At 47.0% G+C, this 16472-nt stretch carries 12 protein-coding genes and 1 tRNA gene; 6 read left to right on the top strand and 7 right to left on the bottom strand.

Annotated features, from left to right (window positions below):
• Window positions 1-123 precede the first annotated feature (123 nt).
• Window positions 124-195, top strand: a tRNA-Arg gene (locus H6A28_RS00575).
• Window positions 196-479: 284 nt separating this feature from the next.
• The gene (locus H6A28_RS00570) at window positions 480-1229 is read left to right on the top strand and encodes a copper homeostasis protein CutC (protein WP_204478549.1); all 750 of its coding nucleotides are present in this window, start codon (window positions 480-482) and stop codon (window positions 1227-1229) included.
• Here the strand turns inward: H6A28_RS00570 and H6A28_RS00565 are convergent.
• The 3 genes from H6A28_RS00565 to nagB form a co-directional block, all read right to left on the bottom strand.
• On the bottom strand, window positions 1213-3843 hold the full coding sequence (locus H6A28_RS00565) for a transglutaminase domain-containing protein (protein ID WP_204478548.1): 2631 nt from the start codon (window positions 3841-3843) through the stop codon (window positions 1213-1215). The two genes, H6A28_RS00570 and H6A28_RS00565, sit on opposite strands and share 17 nt — an antisense overlap.
• Before the next feature lie 115 nt (window positions 3844-3958).
• Window positions 3959-5944, bottom strand: a complete 1986-nt coding sequence (locus H6A28_RS00560; protein WP_204475166.1) for a glucosamine-6-phosphate deaminase — start codon at window positions 5942-5944, stop codon at window positions 3959-3961.
• A gap of 11 nt (window positions 5945-5955) precedes the next feature.
• The gene (gene nagB, locus H6A28_RS00555; protein ID WP_204475167.1) at window positions 5956-6747 is read right to left on the bottom strand and encodes a glucosamine-6-phosphate deaminase; all 792 of its coding nucleotides are present in this window, start codon (window positions 6745-6747) and stop codon (window positions 5956-5958) included.
• A gap of 185 nt (window positions 6748-6932) precedes the next feature.
• On the opposite strand from nagB, the gene H6A28_RS00550 reads away from it, so the two are divergent.
• Window positions 6933-8138, top strand: a complete 1206-nt coding sequence (locus H6A28_RS00550; RefSeq protein ID WP_204478547.1) for an ROK family transcriptional regulator — start codon at window positions 6933-6935, stop codon at window positions 8136-8138.
• 72 nt (window positions 8139-8210) lie between these two features.
• Here the strand turns inward: H6A28_RS00550 and H6A28_RS00545 are convergent, their stop codons facing one another.
• From H6A28_RS00545 to lysS, 4 genes are all read right to left on the bottom strand, one after another.
• On the bottom strand, window positions 8211-8951 hold the full coding sequence (locus H6A28_RS00545) for an HAD-IA family hydrolase (protein WP_204478546.1): 741 nt from the start codon (window positions 8949-8951) through the stop codon (window positions 8211-8213).
• A 121-nt stretch (window positions 8952-9072) separates the two neighbouring features.
• Entirely contained in the window at window positions 9073-10422 is a 1350-nt protein-coding gene (locus tag H6A28_RS00540; RefSeq protein ID WP_204475171.1) for a glucose-6-phosphate isomerase, read from the bottom strand.
• Between the two features lie 15 nt (window positions 10423-10437).
• Complete coding sequence (locus H6A28_RS00535; RefSeq protein ID WP_204475173.1) at window positions 10438-11433, bottom strand: NAD(P)H-dependent glycerol-3-phosphate dehydrogenase; 996 nt, start codon at window positions 11431-11433, stop codon at window positions 10438-10440.
• A gap of 77 nt (window positions 11434-11510) precedes the next feature.
• Complete coding sequence (gene lysS / locus H6A28_RS00530) at window positions 11511-13238, bottom strand: lysine--tRNA ligase (RefSeq protein ID WP_204475175.1); 1728 nt, start codon at window positions 13236-13238, stop codon at window positions 11511-11513.
• Between the two features lie 250 nt (window positions 13239-13488).
• Here lysS and H6A28_RS00525 point away from each other — a divergent pair, with 250 nt between their 5' ends.
• Genes H6A28_RS00525 through H6A28_RS00515 form a run of 3 tightly spaced genes read left to right on the top strand, consistent with a single transcriptional unit; the run spans window position 13489 to window position 16467 of the window.
• Complete coding sequence (locus H6A28_RS00525; protein WP_204475176.1) at window positions 13489-14250, top strand: amidohydrolase; 762 nt, start codon at window positions 13489-13491, stop codon at window positions 14248-14250.
• A 13-nt stretch (window positions 14251-14263) separates the two neighbouring features.
• The gene (locus tag H6A28_RS00520; RefSeq protein WP_204478545.1) at window positions 14264-15883 is read left to right on the top strand and encodes a thiamine pyrophosphate-dependent enzyme; all 1620 of its coding nucleotides are present in this window, start codon (window positions 14264-14266) and stop codon (window positions 15881-15883) included.
• Window positions 15880-16467 (top strand): indolepyruvate oxidoreductase subunit beta, encoded by a 588-nt coding sequence (locus H6A28_RS00515; RefSeq protein ID WP_204478544.1) that lies wholly within the window; start codon window positions 15880-15882, stop codon window positions 16465-16467. The genes H6A28_RS00520 and H6A28_RS00515 overlap by 4 nt, the downstream gene beginning before the upstream one ends.
• Window positions 16468-16472: the final 5 nt, after the last annotated feature.

Raw genomic sequence — 16472 nt, 5'->3', positions numbered from 1 at the left:
GGCAGAAGGCTACCATTTTTTCCTGAAAAAATTAGGAGAAAAGGGGGAATAATTGTATTTTTGTCACGCTTTCGAAAAATCCTTTTTGCCAAAGGAAGCTGGAAAGTGTGTTTATTGGTATTTGCGCCCGTAGTTCAATGGATAGAATAAAGGATTCCGGTTCCTTCGATTGGGGTTCGACTCCCCACGGGCGTACATAGTAGCTTATTAGACTGAAAATGAACGGTTTAATAAGCTTTTTTGTTTATAAGTACAGACCCTTTCGGAACCTGTGTATGCCACGGTTGGAAAACGCACTTGTGTTTAAGTTCAAACGCACTTGCGTTTCACATAAAACGTCCTTGCGTTTGAGACAAAACGCACTTGCGTTTCAGTTAAAACGCTTAGGCGTTTGGATTGAAACGTCGAAGCGTTTTCCGGCAGTTGCAAAGTGGGGGGACGGAAGGTGAAAAAAATCACTCTTAAAAGTTGACTGAAAGATGAAAAACTACATGTTTGAAATTTGTGCGAACTCCGCAGAGAGTTGCGTGGCAGCCCAGCAGGGAGGGGCTCATCGGGTAGAATTGTGTGCCGGCATGCCGGAAGGAGGAACCACTCCGTCTATCGGGGAGATTAAGGTGGCTCGGAAATTGATTGACATCCGTCTGCATGTCATTATCCGTCCGCGTGGAGGAGATTTTCTGTATACCTCTTCAGAACTGGATATTATGGAAGAAGACATCCGTGCAGCTCGTCAGGCTGGGGCCGATGGGGTGGTGTTTGGGTGCCTCACGCCGGAAGGAGAACTCGACAAGCGGGCCATGCAGCGTCTGATGGAGGCTGCGAAGGGACTTTCGGTCACTTTTCACCGGGCTTTTGATTATGTGAAGTCGCCGGACAAAGCATTGGAGGAACTGATTGAAATGGGAGTGAACCGTGTGCTGACTTCCGGTCAGATGCCTACTGCCATGGAAGGAGCACCCCTGTTGGCAGAACTGGTGAAGCAGGCAGGTGACCGTATCATCATCATGCCGGGATGTGGGGTGAATGAACACAACATTGCCGAACTGGCCCGGGTGACGGATGCCCGTGAATTCCATTTCTCTGCGCGCGAAGTAAAAGAAAGCCGGATGCTTCTTCGCAATCCGGCTTTGTCGATGGGAGGTACGGATATGGATGAATATGCTCATCCGGTCACGACTCCCGAAAAGGTGCGTCGCACCATCGAGGCGCTTACAGTCCGTGGATAACATGGAGCAGTTGCTCGCCCATGCCGATGGTGTATCCGTGTGACTCGAAGACTACACGGTTGAACGTGTCGCCTAAGATAATCACCGGCAGGGTGGGTTTGCTGCCCAGTTTCATGTTTTCAGCAATCATCTTCAGGATGCTGCCGTCCTTGTCGATACCGAATACTACGTTCGACGGCAGGTTGGGGAATTCCTTGCGGTCAAACCGCTTGTAGGCAGCTTCGTCGGTGAAGAGCAGCACGAGAGTGCGTCCCCATTTCTCAAATTCCGCTTTCTTGATTTCAATGTCTTTCAAGGCATGGTTGGTCGGCTCTTGTCCTACACCCAATACGCCTACAATGTAATAGCCACGTCCTGTGGTGTTGAGGATGGATGTTTGTTCCCCATTTTCCGGGAGAGTGTAAAGTGCTTCAGAATTGAAGTTGCCGATGACACGTACTTCCTCTGTATTGTCTCGCATGCAGAGCGGAGTAACGGTGGTCTTTCCATCTTCTACCGTAAAGAAAGAAACTTGGCTCAGTACACTTCCGTTGGCCATACGGCTGCCGGTTACCAGCATGTAATAACCCGTTGACATCTGGCTTCCGTTTTTCAGCAGAGAAACCCAGCTGGCATTTTCCGGATGATTTTGCAGTTGGAAAGTGCCGTTGTCGTACTTCGACAAGGTGAAGTGGGTATAATATTTCGGGTTATCCAGTCGCGGAATCGGCTGGTAAGTCGCTTTCAGTATACCTTCCGACAGATTGCCTCCTTCCGATTTCTCAAAGTCCACCAGTACCGGATTGCCGTTGAGGCGGTAGCAGATATTGCCGTTCACTTCGTCTTTCCAGGCCGGGATGCCTAAACTGCGGGCAGCGGCCACAAAGAAAATGTCTCTCGACTGGGAGTCGGTTACCCGGCTGCGCCATACGCCTTCCGGAGAAGTCGTTGTAAACAAGGTACTCAAATCGTTGCGGATAAGCAGGCTGTCCTTACACCATTTTACCAGCACCTGAGGGTCGGCCTTGATTTGGGCAGCCAGTTCGGCTGGGAAGGCTTTCTGCAGGTAGCTCCGGTAAGGAGTCAGCATTTCGCTGGCGATACGCGGGGCCAGTACTTCCTTCACATCGGCTGCGGCATCGGTCGCATAGAGATGGTCTTCCAAGATAGCGCAGGGGGTGTCGCGCAAGTCTTTTTCGGCCAGAGTTCCTAACAACTCCAGTGCCCGTGTGCCCTGTCCTTTTTCTGCGGCATGTGAAAGGAATTGCATGATGTCGGCATAATTACCTCTGGATTTCACGATAAAATCACTGGCCCGTGTTTCATCCAGCTTCAGTCCTTGAGCAAATGCTTTGGCTTTTTCTTCCGTCGGGAAAGTGGCTACGTAGGCATTGCGGATGGAGTCTTCTTTTGCCATACGAAGGGTGTTTTCCTTGCGCTGAGCTTCGGTTAGTTCTGGTAAGTTGGCCTTTTCGGCAGGCGGCACGATGTGCAGGGTGTCGGTAAACACGTCGCCCGGACGATGGGTGAGGGCAAGAGTTACTTCTTTGTCTTTACCGAAGGATACCTTTTTCAGACCGAAACGCTGGTTGGCAGAAGCATAGACCAGCATGTCGCCCAGTCCGGCAGAAAGAGAAGCTTTACCGGAGGCGTCAGTGGTCTTGTTGGCTACGGTATAGAACTCTGCATAGTTGTAGAGCTTGAACTCCACATGAGCTCCTTCCACCGCTTTACCTAAGGAGTCGACCACGGTAACGGTGACCGGTGCACTCTGTGCGTAATTGTCGATAATGTTGATTTCGGTGTAGTTGGCAGTGGTTTTCATCACGTCTTCCGGTCCATCGTAGGCTCCGAATACCTTGGTGTGCATCAGCATGCCTCGGCTGGCCGGGGCATTGAACCAGCCTAAGTTCAGCACAGGTTCCGGTTCGCAGGCACCCAGGAAGTACCATTTACCATCTACCCAGGCTTCTACCCAGGCATGGTTGTCGTCCGTGTGTGCCCAGCGTGGGGTATAGACCTGACGGGCCGGAATGCCTACGGCACGCAAGGCGGCTACCAGGAAGGTCGATTCCTCTCCACAACGTCCGTAAGCGGTCTTGACGGTAGCCAGCGGCGCGCTGGTACGGCTGTCGGTCGGGGTATAGATTACTTTCTCGTGGCACCAGTGGTTTACTTCCAGTACCGCGTCGTACATGGACAGTTTTTCTACGCGAGGCATCAGTTCCTTGCGGAACACTTCACGCGCATTGTCCAGGTTTTCGTTGTTGACCCGTATGGGAAGTACAAAATGACGGAAAATCAAGTCCGGGATTTGTGAGCCCCAGGACGTTTGTTTGCGGTCCTGCAAAGACAGACGTACATTTTTCAGGTAGAAATCGCCGGAGTAGTCGGCAATGTCGCCCGGTGTCATGTAAGCATACAGGAACATCATGGCTTCCCGCTCTTCTTGCGTCATTTCCTCATTGAAAACCGCAAAGAGATTGCCCCGGTTGAGAACTTCTTTTTTCTGGTTGAAGTCAGTTTCTACCTTTTGACGGTAGTCGGTCTCTTTCAGAAAATGGTCGGAAGAGGTACAGGCCGGTAAGAGGCAGCTGAGCCAGAAACCTAAAATAGGGATAACTAATTTTTTCATGTAGATAAAAAATATGAGTGACAAGTAAAAAAGAAAAGACACGGAAACGGGTCTTTCTTCCTCGGGAAGAAATCCTTCGTTTCTGTGTCTTTTATAGGGATGATATGAATGCTTTTTAGATAGGTTTATATTCTACAAAAGCTTCCATGGCTTCATAGCAAGCCAGTCCTAAGTGGTCATAAAGCGAAGCGGTTCCGCGGTTGCGGTCTTCACTTCTCTGCCAGAACAAACGTTCGTCGTTGCCCAGGAACGGGGCGCTTTCCATCTGCGACTGGTGTTTCAGGATGGAGTTGCGTTTTGCACGAAGTTCTTCCGGACTCAACGGTACGGCCATTTCGATGTTCTCGATTTCCCATTCAGCCCATGCGCCACGGTACATCCAAATACGGCAGTCTTTCAGCCATTCAGCGCCAGCATTCTTTTCTTCGTCGATGGCAGCGAATACGGCATCCGTACATACACGGTGCGTACCGTGCGGGTCGGCCAAGTCGCCGGCTACATAAATCTGATGTGGTTTCACTTCACGCAGCAGATTCAGTACGATTTCCACATCGGCCTCGCTGATCGGATTCTTCTCAATTTTTCCGGTTTCATAGAACGGAAGATCCAGGAAGTGGCAGTGATCCAATGGTATATGGTTGAATGTACAAGCTGTACGGGCTTCTCCACGGCGAATCAGTCCCTTGATGGTCAGAATGTCGCGGGTATCCATCTGTCCTTCCTTCTTGGTAGAGAAGAATTTCTTGATTTCCGCATATTTCTCGCTGATTACCTTGTCTTCGCTGTTTTCGAACAGCTGGTTGAAGCCGTTGATGAAGTGCATGAAACGAACTACTTCTTCGTCGCCTACGGCAATGTTTCCAGAAGTTTCATAAGCCACGTGTACATCGTGTCCCTGCTGTACCAAACGGCGCAAGGTACCTCCCATGGAGATGACATCGTCGTCCGGATGCGGAGAGAACACCACTACGCGTTTCGGGAACGGTTTGGCGCGTTCCGGACGATACGTATCGTCGGCATTCGGTTTTCCACCCGGCCATCCGGTGATGGTATGCTGCAGGTCGTTGAACACTTTGATGTTGGCATTGTAGGCAGAGCCGTAAAGAGCCAGCAGTTCGCTCAAGCCATTTTCGTTATAATCCTTGTTCGTCAGTTTCAGAATTGGCTTATTAAGGGTGGTGCACAACCATACAATAGCGCTTCTCACCAGCTTGTCGTTCCATTCGCAGCTGGTAACCAGCCACGGACGCTGGATACGGGTCAGGTGGGCAGCCGCTGCCAGGTCGATGCAAACTGAAGTGTTGGAATGGAGTTGCAGGTAGGAAGCCGGTAAAGTGTCACTCACCTTGTCTTCCACTGCACTTCGGATAATGTCGGCTTTGTCTTCTCCCCATGCCAGCAGATATACTTTCCGTGCTCCTAAAATGGTACTGATACCCATGGTAATGGAGCAAGGAGGCAGGTTGTCTACTCCGATATTGTGTGCGGCTTCCGAACGGGAGGTCGCGTCAATCAGAATCAGTCGGGTGGTGGAACTGGCGTGTGAGCCCGGTTCGTTCATACCGATGTTTCCTTCCCGGCCTACTCCCATGATGACGATGTCGATGCCACCGAAGGTTTGGATACGCTGTTCGTATAAACGGCAGTGTTCCGTAATGGCTTCCTGCGGAATCGTTCCATCCATGGTAAAGATATTCTGGCGGTCGATGTCAATCTGAGAAAGGAAAAGTTTGTTCAAGTGGTTGAAACTGCTTCCGGCCTCGTCTGTCAACGGATAATATTCATACAAGTTGAAGAATACCACGTTACGGAAGCTGACACCTTCATCTTTGTGTTTCCGAATCAGTTCGGCAAAGAGCGGACGCAGGGAAGCACCTGTACCTACTGCAATGGTGCAGAACTTTCCTTCGCGTTGTCTGTCCTGTATTTTGGCTACGATTTCATTGGCAATCTGTACCACTCCTTCATCAATGGTCTCAAAGATGTTGGTGGGTATTTTTTCGAGTCGTGTCAGTACAGAACGTTCCACCGCATTTTCCGGTCGGTAATATCTGGGGGATACACGGTTCAGTGAGATTTGAGAGCTTAGGTTTGTTCTCATAAATTAGCAAATTAAAGATTGTTCTTTTCGATGTCTTTGAAGTACTTGTAAGTGCCGACCTTCAGTTCGTCCGTTGCAGCTTCATCGCATACGATGATGCCATGCTGGTGCATCTGGAGTGCGCTGATGGTCCACATCTGTGTAATACCTCCTTCAACAGCATGCTGCAAAGCGCGAGCCTTGTTGTGTCCGTTGCAGATAATCAACACTTCCTTGGCAGAAAGCACTGTGCCTACTCCTACGGTCAGAGCTGTTTTGGGCACTTTGTTGACGTCGTTTTCAAAGAAACGAGAGTTGGCAATGATGGTATCGGTAGTCAGTGTTTTCACACGGGTGCGTGAACTCAATGAAGAGCCCGGTTCGTTGAATGCGATGTGACCATCAGGACCGATACCTCCCAAGAACAGGTCGATACCACCGAATTTTTCAATTTCCTTCTCATAGTGCGCACATTCTGCTTCCAAATCGGCTGCATTACCGTTCAGGATATGGATGTTTTCCTTGCAGATGTCGATGTGGTTGAAGAAATTGTTGAACATGAAAGAATGATAACTTTCCGGATGTGATTCAGGTAAGCCTACATATTCATCCATATTGAAAGTTACTACGTTCTTGAAGGAAACCACTCCTTTTTTATTCAGTTCAATCAAGGCTTTGTACATACCCAGTGGAGAAGAACCGGTAGGAAGTCCCAATACAAACGGTTTTTCTTTGGTCGGATTGGCTGCGTTAATTTTTTTTGCGACATAGTTTGCTGCCCAATTTGACAGCGCATTGTAATCAGGTTCAATGATTAGTCTCATGGTGGTTAGAATTTTGAATATTGAAATTAATTTTAATTGTAATCTGATCTACGATAAGATTTATCTTGTTTCTGCAAATATATCAAAGCTTATTCAGAAAGTCAAATAAAAAAATAGATTTTTTATGCTTGACTTTTTAAAGAAAAATTCTACATTTGTAAATGTTTCTATAAAAAATAACGAATATGGGTCAGACTCTATTGACGAACATACAGAAAGGGGTTAAGAGTGCGTTAGTAAAGCAGCGTATCATTACGCATTTGATTTATGCGGGTAGCACTACGATTACAGATTTGTCTAAATCAATGGGCTTAAGTGTTCCTACGGTGACAAAATTTGTGGATGAGATGTGTAAAGAGGGATATGTGAACGATTGTGGAAAACTGGAGACCAGCGGAGGACGTCATCCCAGTCTATATGGCTTGAATGCAGATTCGGCCTATTTTATAGGAGTGGCATTGGCGGTGCAGTCTTTAAGTTTGGGTGCTATTAATTTTAAGGGAGATGTCTTGCAGACCAAGATGGAGATTCCTTTTAAATTGGAAAATACGCCGGAATGTCTGGAACGTATTTGCCGGGAAATCGAAATCTTTATTGATGAGCTTCCGTGTGACAAGTCGAAAATCTTGAACATTTGCATCGGTATGACAGGCCGCGTCAATCCGGAAACCGGATGCAGTTATACACACTTGACATTTGGAGAGAAACCGTTGGCTGAGATGTTTACCGACAGACTGGGTATCAATGTATGCATTGACAATGACAGCCGGGCCATGGCATACGGTGAATATATCATGCGTCCAGAGAAATGTCCGAAGAATCTGATATTCATCAATGTGAACTGGGGACTGGGGATGGCTATTATTATTGATGGCAAATTGTATTCCGGTATGTCTGGTTTTGCCGGGGAATTCGGACACAACTATGGATACGATAATCAGCAAATCTGTTATTGCGGAAAGAAAGGGTGTATTGAGACGGAAGTTTCCTGTTCGGCATTGTACCGTAAATTCATTGCCCGTCTTCGTCAGGGAGAGAACTCTGTTTTGCTGAAAGAAAAAGCCATCGATGACATCACGTTGGCCGATATTATCTCAGCAGTACGACGGGAAGATGTGCTGGCTATTGAACTGGTGGAAGAAATTGGTACAAAATTAGGACGTCACATTGGGGACTTGATTAATATATTCAATCCTGAACAGGTGATTATTGGAGGTGAGTTTGCGAAAGTAGGAGAATATTTGCTTCCTCCGGTAATTTCTGCGGTCCGGAAGTACACGTTGAACCTGATGTATAAGGATTCAGACATCGTGTTGTCTGAATTGAAGGAGAAAGCCAATGTGATAGGTTCTTCTCTGTTGTCGCGAAGCAAATTGTTTGCTTTGGAATAATGAAGCCTTCTTAGGAATACAAAAAATCCACAGAAAGAGTATAGTGATGTACCTTTTCTGTGGATTTTCTGTTTATAGTGAAGTGGTTTGCAGACTCTGATAAACTGTTTCCCAGTTTTCGTCAAATGCCGACATGGAAGGAAAGAGCAGGTTGGCTCCTTCTTTCAAGAGGACTTCATCGGGAAGAGGGCCGGTATTCAGAGCTACCGTAAAGATTCCGGCGGCCACTCCGGCGCGTACGCCCAGAGGAGCGTTTTCTACAACAATCGCCTCATTGGCTTGGATTCCTGCCTTTTGCAGGGCCATTAGGTAGGGCTCGGGATTAGGCTTTCCGTATTTCACGTCGAAAGCGGTAACCATCAGTTCGCGGTGAAAAATGTCTGGAAAGTAATGGTTCAGTTTGTCCAGCAAAGAATGCTGTCCGGAGCCTGTGACTACCATAGGGATGAGTCCGGCAGTCTTAATCTTATTCAGTACCTCAAGAGCCCCGGGCATGGGATCTGCCTTGGGCAGACTGTTGAACAAGTCACTTTTAGTTTGGTAAATTTGTTTGATTTCTTCCTCAGAAGCTTCGTAGCCTCTTTCCCGTTGGCTGACGATGTTGATGGTAGAAGCCCCTGTACGGCCTTCGTGTAGATAGGCTTCTTCCGGGCTTAGGCTCATGCCATACTGTTTCATGGCCTCGTGCCAGGCACGGGCATGGTTCTTCATGGAATCGAACAGCACTCCGTCCATGTCGAACAATACGGCTTTTAAATCAATGTGCGTATAATGATGTGTGTGGAGATATTGATTGATTTCTTGTTGGAACATGATAATCCTTTTTATAATAATCAGGCACGCATTACATGAAGAATATTTCCTTCTCTTTCTGCAGAGAGGTGCTTCTCATGTAATTCGTGCCTGTAAATGTAAAACGAAATGACGTCTCGTTTTATTTCTTCAGACGAGCCTGGATTGCTTCAGATTCTTTTTCGTATCCCGGCTTGTTCAAGAGGGCAAACATATTCTTCTTGTAGGCTTCTACACCCGGCTGGTTGAACGGATTTACACCCAAAAGGTATCCGCTGATTCCGCAGGCTTTTTCAAAGAAGTAAATCAGCTGTCCCAGATAGTATTCGTTCAGTGAAGGAACACTGACGTGCAAGTTAGGAACACCACCGTCTACGTGAGCAAGCTGTGTACCCAGTTCAGCCATCTTGTTGACTTCATCGATACGTTTTCCAGCCAGGAAGTTCAAACCATCCAAGTTTTCTTCATCACTTGGGAAGTGAAGCTCGTGGTTGGGGGTAGCAATGGAAACTACTGTTTCGAAGATGGTGCGTTCACCCTGCTGAATCCACTGTCCCATAGAGTGCAGGTCGGTAGAGAAATCTACAGAGCTCGGATAGATACCTTTGTGGTCTTTTCCTTCTGATTCACCGTACAACTGTTTCCACCATTCCATGAAGTAGTGCAGTTTCGGCTGGAAGTTGACCAAAATTTCAATTTTCTTGCCATTCTGGTACAGTTCGTTGCGAGTAGCTGCATACAGGGCTGCCGGGTTTTCGTACATGTTTTCGTTGGCACATACTTTTTCCATTTCGCAGGCACCGGCTACCAATTGGTCAATGTTGATACCAGCCACTGCAATAGGGAGTAAACCTACCGGAGTCAGTACAGAGAAACGTCCGCCTACGTTGTCAGGAATGATGAATGATTTGTATCCTTCCTTGTCGGCTGTAACGCGGGCAGCACCTTTCTTTGCATCGGTTACGGCTACGATCACTTTGCGGGCCATTTCCTTGCCTCTCTGGTCTTCGCACTGTTTCTTCAGCAGGCGGAATGCCAAAGCTGTTTCGGTAGTAGTTCCTGATTTAGATATGTTGATGACACCGAACTTTTTGTCTTTCAGGAACTCTGTCAGTTCGAACAGATAGTCTTCGCTGATATTGTGTCCGGCAAAAATAATCGTCGGGTTTCCAGCTTTCTTTTCCTCTAACCAAGCAAAGCTGTTTGACATGGCTTCGATGACAGCACGTGCGCCTAAGTAGCTACCTCCAATACCGGCAACAACCACTACTTCACAATTTTCACGAAGGATCTGTGCAGTAGCTTTCAGGTCGTTCAGGTGTTCTGTGGTGATGGAAGAAGGTAAATGCAACCAACCTAAGAAATCATTTCCCAGACCAGTGCCTTTTTCCAGCGTTTCCATACAAGCTTTTACTTTGGGTTCATAAGAAGCCAATTTTTCTTTGGAGATAAAATCCAAAGTTTTTTCCACATTTAGTTGAATATTTTCCATAACTGTTTCTGATTTTTATCTAAATGAGTCAGTTAATAATTTGATTTCTATCATTGGAGATATCCGCTCATAAAGGATGTTGTACACCGCATCTACAATCGGCATATTCACGTGCAGATGCTTGTTCAGTTCCTTGATGCATTTGGTGCCGTAGTATCCTTCGGCAATCATTTCCATCTCAATCTGTGCGCTTTTCACGGAATATCCTTTACCGATCATGGTTCCGAATACCCGGTTACGGCTGAAATTGGAATAGGAAGTTACGAGAAGGTCGCCCAGATAGGCTGAGTCGTTGGTGCAGCGATTGACCGGATGAACGGTGTCCAGGAATCGGTTCATTTCCTGTAAGGCATTTGAAACCAATACAGCTTGGAAATTGTCGCCGTATTTCAGTCCGCTGCAAATACCAGCTGCGATGGCATATACGTTCTTCAGTACAGAAGCATATTCAATGCCGGCTACGTCGGTGTTGACAGACGTTTTGATATAGTGTCCAGCCAGTTGCTTGGCGAACATCTTGGCTTTTTCGATGTCTTTACATCCTACGGTGAGGTAAGAAAGTCGTTCCAAGGCTACTTCTTCTGCGTGACAAGGGCCTGCCAAAACGGCAATGTTGTTTTCAGGCACGTCGTACATCTTGTGGAAGTAGTCGGATACAATCAGATTCTCGTCCGGTACAATACCTTTGATGGCGGTAACGATGAATTTATCCTTCAGTTTGACTTTTAGCTTTTTGAGGTGACTTTTCAGATACGGTGAAGGGGTCACGAAAATCAGGGTATCCGATTCCTTGACTACCTTATTAATGTCTGATGAAAAATTGATGCATTTCATGTCGAAACGTACACTCGTCAAATAAGCTGGATTATGTCCCAGACGTTTGAATTCTTCAATCCGGTCGTCACGGCGCATATACCAGTTTATGGATTCTGCCTGGGTCAATATGATTTTGGCAATAGCTGTGGCCCAGCTTCCTCCCCCCATGATTGCTATTTTTCCGGGTAATTTCATACTTTATTTTCTTAATGAAACAGATATGAAGAGTGAAGCTCATTCTTCACTCTTCATACATCCCTTCATTCTGTCTGTTACTTAATTTTTTCTATCCAGCCTGCAACTTCGTCGACTGTCGGGTTCTTCAATTCCAGTTTGTATTTTTTATTAATACCGCAGATATCCTGATGGAGCTTCTGTGGATTGACATCTTTCATGTCGCTTATCAGGTTATATCCGGCTTTTTGGAGAACCGGTACCCATTCTTCTGCCACGCCCAATTCCATGAATTTGGCCGGTGCATCTTTCGGAATGACTTTTTCCGGACGCATTTGCGGGAAGAACAACACTTCCTGAATGGTGTTCTGACCTGTCATCAGCATGACCAAGCGGTCCATACCGATACCCAAACCTGAAGTAGGAGGCATACCGTATTCCAAGGCACGTACGAAGTCTTTATCAATAATCATAGCTTCGTCGTCTCCCTTTTCGTTCAGGCGCATCTGCTCTTCAAAACGTTCCAGCTGGTCAATCGGGTCGTTCAGCTCTGAATAAGCATTGCAAAGTTCCTTTCCGTTCACCATCAGTTCGAAGCGTTCGGTCAGGTCCGGATTGTTGCGGTGCTTCTTTGTCAGCGGAGACATTTCAATCGGATAGTCGGTGATAAAGGTCGGCTGGATGTAGTTGCCTTCGCAGAATTCGCCGAAGATTTCGTCAATCAGCTTACCCTTACCCATTGTATCGTCGATTTCCATGTTCAGCTTCTGACACACTTCCCGAATCTGGTCTTCGTTCATGCCGGTCAGGTCGTATCCCGTAAATTCCTTGATAGAATCCAGCATGGTGACGCGCTTGAACGGAGCCTTGAAGCTGATGACATTGTCACCAATCTTCACTTCTGTAGTACCATTTACGTCCATGCAGATTTTCTCGAGCATGTTTTCCGTAAACTTCATCATCCAGTTGTAATCCTTGTAGGCTACATAAATTTCCATACAAGTGAATTCCGGGTTGTGTGTACGGTCCATACCTTCGTTACGGAAGTTCTTGCCAATTTCGTACACTCCTTCAAAACCACCTACAATCAGTCGTTTCAGGTACAGCTCACTGGCAATACGCATGTACAAAGGAATGTCGAGTGCGTTGTGGTGAGTGATGAACGGGCGTGCCGTAGCACCTCCCGGGATAGACTGAAGAATCGGAGTTTCTACTTCCACATAGCCTTTGGAATTGAAATATTCTCTCATGGAATTGTAGATTTTGCTCCGTTTCAGGAAAATATCTTTGACTCCGTCGTTGACTACCAAGTCTACATAGCGCTGGCGGTAGCGGAGTTCCGGGTCTTCGAATTTGTCGTATGCCACTCCGTCTTTGTATTTTACAATCGGAAGCGGACGGATGGATTTGGACAACACTGTCAGTCTCTGTGCATGGATGGAAACTTCTCCTGTCTGTGTGCGGAATACAAAGCCTTCAATTCCGATGAAATCACCCAAGTCCAGCAAACGTTTGAAAACAACATTGTATAAATCTTTGTTTTCCCCCGGACAGATGTCGTCACGGGTTATATATACTTGAATACGACCTTTAGAGTCTTGCAATTCAATGAAGGATGCCTTACCCATGACGCGGCGAGACATGATACGACCGGCTACAGACACTTTGCGGGGTTCCGCATCGTCTTTAAATTCGGCTTTAATGTCAGTCGAAAAAGCGTTGGTTACATACTCGGCAGCAGGGTATGGGTCAATCCCCATTGCTCTTAACTCATTCAGACTGTTACGTCTGATAATTTCCTGTTCGCTTAATTCTAATACGTTCATTTGTTAGTATATTAACTCATTTTGGCTACAAAAATAAAAAACATTTTGCAAACTACCTCTATATATAAGGTTCTTTTAGAATAAAAAGCCTGAGAATAGCCAAGTTATTAAGAAATCGGTGAAAAAACAGGGATATGAATGAGAAATTTCAAAAACGTACATTTTGTTTTTATATAGAAGTATTTTGAAGCTAAAATTTGCTTTCTGTAATTAAATCGTTACCTTTGGGCGTTTCTAATGAATGAAAAGCATGAAAATAATCTTATTGCAGACAGATATTTGCTGGGCTGACCCTGAAGCCAATGTGGCTCACATGGGAAAGGTCATTGATCGTTACGATAAAGTCGATTTGTTTGTGCTTCCGGAAATGTTTTCCACGGGTTTTTGTACGTTACCGGAAGGTATTGCGGAGCCTGTAGAAAGTCCTACCTTACAATGGATGAAGCAGACGGCGTGCACGCATGATTGTGCCCTTGCTGGCAGTATCTCTATTGAGGAAAATGGAAAATTCTATAACCGTTTCTTCTTTGTGCATCCCGATGGAAAAGTACAATGGTATGACAAAAAGCATCTGTTTACGTATGGTGGAGAAGACAAGCATTATACGGCCGGTACGGAGCGTGTTGTGGTGGATTTCCGCGGGGTACGTTTCCTGCTGGAGGTGTGCTATGACCTACGGTTCCCCGTATGGTCCCGGAATCGGGGTGATTACGATGTGGCATTGTATGTAGCCAGTTGGCCGTCTTCACGAGTGGAAGCTTGGAAGGCTTTGTTGCGGGCACGAGCCATTGAAAACCAATGCTATGTATTGGGTGTGAACCGGGTGGGAAAGGATCCGTATTGTGACTATTGTGGCGGTACGGCAGCCATCGACCCGTATGGACGGACCCTTGCGGCGTGTGCCGACGGAGAACAGGGACAGATTGAGGTCTCCATTGACATGGAAGAGCTGGAAGCTTTCCGGAAAAAGTTCCCCGTACTGAATGATGCAGATTCTTTTACATTGAATTAACTTCTTAATATTTATGAAAGACAATCATAAACTTTTGTTGTTGGGTGATCAGGCGATAGCACTGGGCGCCCTTCATGCGGGAATCTCGGGAGTCTATGCTTACCCGGGTACTCCTTCGACTGAAATTACCGAATATATACAGGAATCTCCGATAGCGAAGGCACGCGGCTTGCACAGCAGTTGGTGCACTAACGAGAAAACGGCTATGGAAGCCGCTTTAGGAGTATCGTATGTGGGCAAGCGGGCATTGGTCTGCATGAAACACGTGGGAATGAATGTATGTGCCGATGCCTTTGTCAATTCGGCCATTACGGGTGTCAATGGAGGTGTGGTGGTTTTGGCTGCTGATGACCCTACTATGCACTCTTCCCAAAACGAGCAGGATTCTCGCTTTTATGGTAAGTTTGCTTTAATTCCGATATTGGAACCTTCCTCCCAGCAGGAAGCCTATGATATGATGGCGTATGCATACGACCTTTCAGAGCAGTTGCGCACTCCGGTATTGATGCGTATTACTACCCGTATGGCCCATTCCCGCGCGGCAGTGGAAGTCGTTGCATCCGGGAAAGAAGTCACTTGTACGGGACGTCAGTCGGTACCTGCCGACTGGGTGTTGTTGCCGGGAAATGCCCGTCGCCGTTATATCGAAGTTATCGAAAACCAGCAGAAACTGGAGGCTGAATCTGAGCATTCTGGCTATAATCAGTTGAGTATGCAGGAAGGGATGGCTGAGAAAGGGATTGTGGCTTGTGGCATCGGTTACAACTACGTGATGGAAAATTATCCGGAGGGATGTCCTTATCCCATACTGAAGATTTCGCAATACCCTTTACCGGTAGAAGCATTGACTCGTCTGGCAGACTCTTGCAAGGAGATTTTAGTGGTAGAAGACGGACAGCCTTTTGTGGAAGAACAGCTGAAAGGTATCCTTCCTTCTAAATATGTAGTGAAAGGCCGTTTAAGCGGTGAGTTACCCCGCACTGGAGAACTGACACCCGATAATGTCCGTCAGGCCCTGGGTTTGCCGAGTGGACAGGTCTATGCGGCTGCCCAGCAAGTAGTTCCTCGTCCGCCAGCCTTGTGTAAAGGATGTGGACACCGTGATGTATATGATGCCTTGAATAAGGTGGCTGCAGAATATCCGGATGCAAAGATTTTCGGAGATATCGGTTGCTATACATTGGGGGCACTTCCTCCTTATCGTATCTTGAGTAGTTGTGTGGATATGGGTGCTTCCATTACCATGGCCAAAGGAGCGGCTGATGCAGGACTGTTTCCTTCCATTGCCGTGATAGGGGATTCCACTTTCACCCATTCCGGAATGACGGGGCTGCTGGATGCGGTGAACGACCGTTCGAACATCACGGTCGTTATTTCCGACAACCTGACCACAGCCATGACCGGGGGACAGGATTCGGCCGGTACCAACAAATTTGAAGCCATTTGTTTAGGACTGGGTGTGGAGCCGGAGCATGTCCGGGTAGTGGTACCGCTTCCCAAGAACATGGAAGAAATCACCCGGGTCATTCGGGAAGAGATAGAATACAAGGGAGTGTCTGTCATTATTCCGCGCAGGGAATGTATGCAGACGTTGAACCGGAAACTGAAACAGCAAAAAGCAAAGAAACAATGAAAACAGATATCATACTTTCTGGAGTGGGCGGACAGGGAATTCTGTCTATTGCCACGATTATTGGTGAGGCGGCCCTGCATTTAGGGTTGAACCTGAAACAGGCCGAAGTACATGGAATGAGTCAGCGAGGGGGCGATGTGCAGTCGAATTTGCGTTTGTCAGAGGCGCCGATTGCGTCCGATTTGATACCGTTGGGGATGGCAGACATGATTATTTCATTGGAGCCGATGGAGGCGTTACGTTATCTTCCGTATCTGTCGAAAGACGGGTGGATCATCACTTCGGCCACTCCGTTTAAGAACATTCCCAATTATCCGGAAGACGAAAAACTGAAAGTGGAACTCCATGCGCAGCCGCATGTGGTGGTGCTGGATGTAGAGAATTTGGCGAAGGAGAATCACATGCCTAAATCGGCCAATGTCATTTTGTTGGGCGCGGCTGCACCTTTCTTGAAAATCCTGAATGCGGACGTGTTGCGGGAAAGTGTAGGGCGTATCTTTGCTTCGAAAGGCGAAGAGGTGGTCCAAATGAACTACAAGGCCTTTGATATCGGTCATGAATATGTGAAACAATTGAAATTCTAAGGGCT

It is taken from the genome of Bacteroides mediterraneensis, from assembly GCF_016900355.1.
In the GTDB taxonomy this organism is placed as follows: Bacteria; Bacteroidota; Bacteroidia; order Bacteroidales; family Bacteroidaceae; genus Phocaeicola.
Note: the sequence above shows the minus strand (reverse complement) of the source record. Positions and strands in the feature narration are given on the sequence as shown.

Coding starts and splice junctions, on each gene's coding strand:
- H6A28_RS00570 (WP_204478549.1), top strand. CDS start 480: ATGAAAAACTACATGTTTGAAATTTGTGCGAACTCCGCAGAGAGTTGC.
- H6A28_RS00565 (WP_204478548.1), bottom strand. CDS start 3,843: ATGAAAAAATTAGTTATCCCTATTTTAGGTTTCTGGCTCAGCTGCCTC.
- H6A28_RS00560 (WP_204475166.1), bottom strand. CDS start 5,944: ATGAGAACAAACCTAAGCTCTCAAATCTCACTGAACCGTGTATCCCCC.
- nagB (WP_204475167.1), bottom strand. CDS start 6,747: ATGAGACTAATCATTGAACCTGATTACAATGCGCTGTCAAATTGGGCA.
- H6A28_RS00550 (WP_204478547.1), top strand. CDS start 6,933: ATGGGTCAGACTCTATTGACGAACATACAGAAAGGGGTTAAGAGTGCG.
- H6A28_RS00545 (WP_204478546.1), bottom strand. CDS start 8,951: ATGTTCCAACAAGAAATCAATCAATATCTCCACACACATCATTATACG.
- H6A28_RS00540 (WP_204475171.1), bottom strand. CDS start 10,422: ATGGAAAATATTCAACTAAATGTGGAAAAAACTTTGGATTTTATCTCC.
- H6A28_RS00535 (WP_204475173.1), bottom strand. CDS start 11,433: ATGAAATTACCCGGAAAAATAGCAATCATGGGGGGAGGAAGCTGGGCC.
- lysS (WP_204475175.1), bottom strand. CDS start 13,238: ATGAACGTATTAGAATTAAGCGAACAGGAAATTATCAGACGTAACAGT.
- H6A28_RS00525 (WP_204475176.1), top strand. CDS start 13,489: ATGAAAATAATCTTATTGCAGACAGATATTTGCTGGGCTGACCCTGAA.
- H6A28_RS00520 (WP_204478545.1), top strand. CDS start 14,264: ATGAAAGACAATCATAAACTTTTGTTGTTGGGTGATCAGGCGATAGCA.
- H6A28_RS00515 (WP_204478544.1), top strand. CDS start 15,880: ATGAAAACAGATATCATACTTTCTGGAGTGGGCGGACAGGGAATTCTG.